Here is a 6,164-nt window from a genome sequence, read left to right as displayed (position 1 = left end):
CGTTCCAAATTTGGAACGGTTTTATATTTTTGTAGTTATGGCAAATCAAGACGATCAATTTAAAAAAGTAATCTCTCATGCAAAAGAGTATGGTTACGTATTCCAGAGTAGTGAAATTTACGATGGACTTAGTGCAGTTTACGATTACGCACAAAACGGAGCAGAATTAAAGAAAAACATTCGCGACTATTGGTGGAAAGCCATGGTGCAAATGCATGATAATATTGTTGGTATCGATACGGCAATATTTATGCATCCAACAACTTGGAAAGCTTCTGGACACGTAGATGCCTTTAGCGATCCATTAATAGATAATAAAGATTCTAAAAAACGCTATCGTGCAGATGTTTTAGTTGAAGATTATTGTCTTAAAATTGAAGCTAAAATTGATAAAGAAGTTAAAAAAGCTGCAAAGCGCTTTGGTGATACTTTTAATAAAGATGAATTTATAACTACCAACGGAAGAGTTTTAGGGTATCAAGAAAAAATAGATACCATTCTAAAAAGACTAGGAAAATCTCTTGAAGCTGAAGACCTAACAGACGTAAAAGTACTAATTGAAGAGTTAGAAATAGCTTGTCCTGTTGCAGGAAGCCGAAATTGGACAGACGTTAAGCAGTTTAACCTTATGTTTGGTACCAAATTAGGTGCAAGCGCAGAATCTGCGATGGATTTATATTTAAGACCAGAAACAGCTCAAGGTATTTTTGTAAACTTTTTAAATGTACAAAAAACAGGTAGAATGAAAATTCCTTTTGGTATTGCCCAAACAGGAAAAGCGTTTAGAAATGAAATTGTTGCAAGACAATTTATTTTTAGAATGCGTGAGTTCGAGCAAATGGAAATGCAATTTTTTATTAAGCCAGGAACACAAAAAAAATGGTTTGAGCACTGGAAAGAAACCAGAATGAAATGGCACCTTTCTTTAGGAATGGGAACAGATAATTACCGTTTTCATGACCATGAGAAATTAGCACATTATGCAGATGCTGCCACAGATATTGAGTTTAAATTCCCTTTTGGTTTTAAAGAATTGGAAGGCATACACTCGCGTACAGATTTCGATTTAAAACAACACGAAGAATTCTCTGGTAAAAAAATACAGTATTTCGACCATGAAGAGAATGCAAGTTACACGCCTTATGTTTTAGAAACATCTATTGGTTTAGACCGTATGTTTTTAGCCATATTTTCTAATGCCTTAGAAGAAGAAGAACTTGGAGATGGTAAAACAAGAACAGTACTTAAATTACCTGCAGTTTTAGCGCCTGTAAAAGTAGCAGTTTTTCCTCTATTAAAAAAGGACGGTTTACCAGAAGTAGCTAAACAAATTATAGAAGATTTAAAATGGGATTTTAACGTGCTTTACGAAGAAAAGGACACTGTTGGAAAACGTTACAGAAGGCAAGATGCTAACGGAACACCATTTTGTATTACTGTAGATCACGAAACATTAAAAGATAACACAGTAACATTACGCCATAGAGATACAATGGAACAATCTCGTGTTAAAATTGAAGATTTAAGAGACATCATTAAAAAAGAAGTAGATGTAAAAACATGGCTAATGAAAATGAAATAATCTAGTTCCTGCTATATGCTGAATAAGCTTTAGTAGAAAAAGAAACCTCATAAATTAAGCTCTCGAATATTAAATATTCGAGAGCTTTTTTGTTTTCACTTACTAAAAATAAGCCTTCAATTGCACATTCCCAGTATGAATAGTCTTACTAGTTTCTGTATTTCTCCCAAAATAAGTAAGATTCAAATCTAAAAATTTAGTGATTTTTTGCTGTGCTAAAAGGCTCCATGTAAGGTTTTTTCCAGGTTGTAAGCCTTCAAGTATTTGATAGCCAACAGGAGAGTTGGCATTACCTTCGAAAGTGTTAGAAAAGATATTTAATTCTCCAGAAATAGCAGATTTTACATTTTTGGTAACAGCAAACGAGAAGCCATATTTTTGCTGGTTTAAGGTTTCTAAATCTCCAATAGTATTGGCTTTATTTGTGTATTGATAAAAAACGTCAAAGCGTACATTATCGTTTAATAAATAAGATATTTTTGGGTTGAAGCGTTCTTCATCTATTTTAAAATTTTTGGTTACAAAATTTTCGCTTTCACTTTCATTCTTATCGAAACCTGTAAGAAAGTTTATAAGCCAATTTGTGGCAAATTTATGGTTGAAATTTAGCTGATGACTAAGTAAATTATTAGCAATAAAACCAACACTTAAAACATTTCGAGATTTGTTATTTAAGTAGGTGTAAGAAGTGGTGTAACGTTGTTTACCACGATTGTAAAACAATACATTTCTTAAATTTAGTTGTAAACCCAATTGGTTGTCTTCATCGCTCTCAAACGGATTTATATTAAAAGCATTCCCTTCACGTTTAATTTTTCGGTCTATTAAATAACTAGTTTGGTTATAAAAATGCGACCAGAATTTTTTGCTTTTATTTTCTGAGTTAATCCAGTTTCCTGGGTTTAAAGTTAAGGCTTGACTTAATCTATTTTGATGCGTTTTTATAAAAACTTGATTAGGTAGCAATACACGAATGTATTGTCCTTGATCTTGAAATTGTGCAATTTCAAATTCTTCTAATTCTTGTATTCCGTTTTCGTTATAGTCGTTCCAAGTGTAAGCACCTTGACCAGGTTCTACTTCTACATAAGTAAAGTCTTGTTGAGGTAGTGTTCCAGAATTAGTCTCGAAAACAGTATTCCAATTTACTATATTTTTAAAAAATTGCTGACTATATAACAATCTAGAGTTAATAGACTGCTCGTCTTCTATGGTTTCATCTGTATTTTTTAAAGTTCTATAATTTGCAAATAAAGACAGGTTTGTACGTTCGTTTTTTATAAGCCGTGAGTTTAAATAATAGTTGTTAGATGTGTTTACACGCTGTAACTCGTTATTACGTAAACTATCGTTTACTCTATATTTATAACCAATTTCTGCAAAAACGCCTGTACTATCTCCAACACCTGTAAAAACTTCGTAGGCTTTAAAACGCTGACTTAAATCTGTAAAACTACCTGTTAAAACCTCTTTTTGCTCGTTATCCTCAGCAGATAATCTTCCGCCAACCCAACTCTTTTTAAAGCTGTAACGCGCTTGGTTATAAGTACGAAGGAATGTAGATCTAGCTTCGGTAGCATTACTATTTAAAAAACTGGTATTTGTTGTAAGTGCTAGTTTTTCATTTAAAAATAGTTTAGCATTTACAGTATGTTTATTACCACTAAAATTATTCGAGAATCCAAGATGTTCAAACAAATAATTAGCACTTCCTTTTTTATTATGAAACGCTCTTGTACCTGCTGTAAATAAAACCTGATCTCCAAAATTAGAATTTAGACCATTAGTAGCTGTTGTATTTATATTCCAATCGCGATTAAACTCTGGATTGTATAAACCTTGAATATTTCTAAAGTCTTGCTGTATAAAATCGGTATCTACAAAAGCATCTAAATTCCACAAACTATCTTGTTTAATAATAGATTGATTTACATTTAGTTTTGCAGCAAAGCCGTCGTTATCACTGTCATCTAAGCTCGAAAATAAGTTTAAATCGTTTTTACTTCCAGCAAATTCAAAGTTAATAGCTGTTTTTTCTGAAGGTGTATAACTACCATTAACAATAGCTATCTGTAATTTTACAGGCGCTACTAATTGTACAATAGGTTCAAAATTTCCTTGTGGCGCACCTAAAATAGGTATTACATATTCGTAAATAGTATTAATGGCATTAATGCTACTTATTATATAATTTCCTTGGTTGTCGCCAACATTTGTAAACCTAACATTAAATAAAGTATCGTCTGGATTGTTAGAAAACTCAAAGGCTTCTATACCATTTATAATCTCTTTTTTATAGAGAATGCGGTTGTTATTAAAAACTTCTTCCATGCTAGAAGGTGCAACCATTTGCGTTCTATCGTCTCCTGCTTCACTTAAAATACCTACTTGGTCTGTAGATAAATTTTGTTGTAATGGATTATTTTTAGCATCGTTTTCAGAATAAACAGAAACACCAATTTTAAATTTTTCAGTCTGGTGATTTCCACCTGCATAAGCGACTATTCTAGAATAATTTCTATCGCTAAACTGGTAATCTACGGTAATTCGCATTTCACTATTTATTGGAAATGTAGAATTAAAGATAATTTCTCCAGCGTTGTAGTCTATAATATAATCTTCATTTTCACCTCTTTCTACAACAGTGCCATTAACGTAAACGGTTTCACTTCCAGATACAATAAGCACAAATAATTCACCATTTTGCCCTTGTAATTTATAAGGCCCTTGGTTTCCTTCTTGAGCCGTAAATTTGCTAGTAGTAAACTGTCCACGAACTAAAGCACCGGAAGCAAAGAGGTTTGTTTGCGCACTATCGTCACCTAATCTTGCTTTTAACGATAGGCCTTGCACACGTTTAGAAAACTCAGAGAAATAAGAATCGTTATTTTCTAAATCTACATCTCCTGCTCTTATATTCCATCTGTCACTAAAAATCTCCACAAAAACCTGATCGAATTCATCTAACCGTTGAGAAAAACCACTTTCTTGTAAAGGAATGTTAGCATCTTGAATAGAAGCACGAAGCGATACCTTATCATTAAGATTTCCAGTAATTTGGAGGTCTAATTCGCTATTTAAAACCGAGTTTTGGTTATTACCAATAGTAACACCTCTAGAAATACTTCCGCTAGTTGTCAACCCATCAAAAGGAGAAAATGTATCGTTAGTATTTGGCTGTTTTATTCTGTAAAGTTTATTTGCTTTATCGTTGTTTTCTACAATTATAGCATCATCAAATTGTTGGTACGTTTTAGTAAGGTATTCTGGATATTTAAGATAATTTATAATTAAAGAATCTGTATCAATAGGTTTTTTAAAGCTTAAAATGGCTTTAGAGAAATCTACAGAGTAGTAACTAGTGTCAATAATGGTAGAGTCTTTTAGTTTTAAAGAAAAACTGTTAGGATTAATACTTACGCTATCAATTATAATTACACCTGTCTTAGCTACAGTTTTTTGCCTAAAATTAGAATTACGCTCTTGTGAGAACGCAACAATTACGTAGAAAAAAATAAAAAGAGTAACTGTAAACTTCATACTAGTAGTTATAACATATTAGAAGCAAAGTTATTATAACGATTTAGAAATATGGAATATTTAATAATCTAAATCTGAAAAGAATTCTTTTAGAGGAATTTCGAAATAATTACAAATAATGTCTAAAGTATTCAAGGTAATATTTGATTTACCTTGCTCAATCCTTCCTAAATGAATACCAGTGTCAAAATAAAAAACCTCTTGTGTAACGCTATTTTTTTGCCGTAAAGATTTTATCTTTTTAGCAATAGCAACACTTAATAGATTGTTTTTTGACTTTGTCATTAACTTACAATTTCAAAAAAGTTTAAATGATTTGTAATGACATATTTGTCATTATTTGAATTATTTTTTCTACCTTTAGTTTATTATTAACCAATAAATTATTAATTATGAAAAAATGTTTATTATTTTTATTTGTTTGCACACTTGCTTTTCTATCTTGTGAAACAAATGAAATTGAAACCGAAGAGTCTAATATTGACTTAACAAAAATTGAAAATGTAAAGTCCTTGAAAGGAGAAGAGCAGAAAATTGCTTTTCGTTTATTAAATAATGACTCAAAGTCTTTTTTGTGGGAAAAGAAAATGGAAAACATACTATTAAATGATAATTTAAATAGAAATCAAATAGAAATGATTATTACTTTAAAAAGATACATTTCTAAAGATATTTATGATCGTAATCATAAAAATTATGATGATAATATATATTATATCTCAGAATGGTCATCATTAGCACAAGCACATTTTTCAAAATTAGAGTTTGTAGATTACTTTGGCACTATTAGCGGTAAATTACCTTTTCAGGATGGAGGGTCTAGTCCATCTTGTGATTGTAGCTTTTCTTCAAATCATTGTGGCGCTTATTGGGAAGATATCGATTGTAATGAAGGGCAAGATGATTGTGAAGACACATCTTGGTTTGGATGTGGAACTTTATTATCTTATTGGACTAGCTAATAAATTTGGTACTATTTTTTAAGCTACATATTTATTATTTTTCTTTGATAATTCTAATTCGATTTCTACTGGAGCTTTAT

The 6,164-nt window shown here is 31.1% G+C and carries 4 protein-coding genes; 2 read left to right on the top strand and 2 right to left on the bottom strand.

The features are described 5' to 3' along the window. Positions 1 to 37 precede the first annotated feature (37 nt). Entirely contained in the window at positions 38 to 1,582 is a 1,545-nt protein-coding gene (locus tag Q0C58_RS06105; RefSeq protein WP_290698851.1) for a glycine--tRNA ligase, read from the top strand. A gap of 102 nt (positions 1,583 to 1,684) precedes the next feature. Here the strand turns inward: Q0C58_RS06105 and Q0C58_RS06100 are convergent, their stop codons facing one another. Further along, entirely contained in the window at positions 1,685 to 5,122 is a 3,438-nt protein-coding gene (locus Q0C58_RS06100) for a hypothetical protein (protein ID WP_290698849.1), read from the bottom strand. Positions 5,123 to 5,182: 60 nt separating this feature from the next. After that, positions 5,183 to 5,407, bottom strand: a complete 225-nt coding sequence (locus Q0C58_RS06095; protein WP_290698847.1) for a helix-turn-helix transcriptional regulator — start codon at positions 5,405 to 5,407, stop codon at positions 5,183 to 5,185. A gap of 107 nt (positions 5,408 to 5,514) precedes the next feature. Between Q0C58_RS06095 and Q0C58_RS06090 the strand changes: the two genes are divergently transcribed. Beyond that, entirely contained in the window at positions 5,515 to 6,084 is a 570-nt protein-coding gene (locus Q0C58_RS06090; RefSeq protein WP_290698846.1) for a bacteriocin fulvocin C-related protein, read from the top strand. Positions 6,085 to 6,164 lie beyond the last annotated feature (80 nt).

Origin of the sequence: Lacinutrix sp. (assembly GCF_023299985.1) — a bacterium.
Taxonomy (GTDB): domain Bacteria; phylum Bacteroidota; class Bacteroidia; order Flavobacteriales; family Flavobacteriaceae; genus Lacinutrix.
The sequence above is the reverse complement of the archived record's forward strand: the minus strand, read 5'-3'. Positions and strand labels throughout refer to the sequence as shown.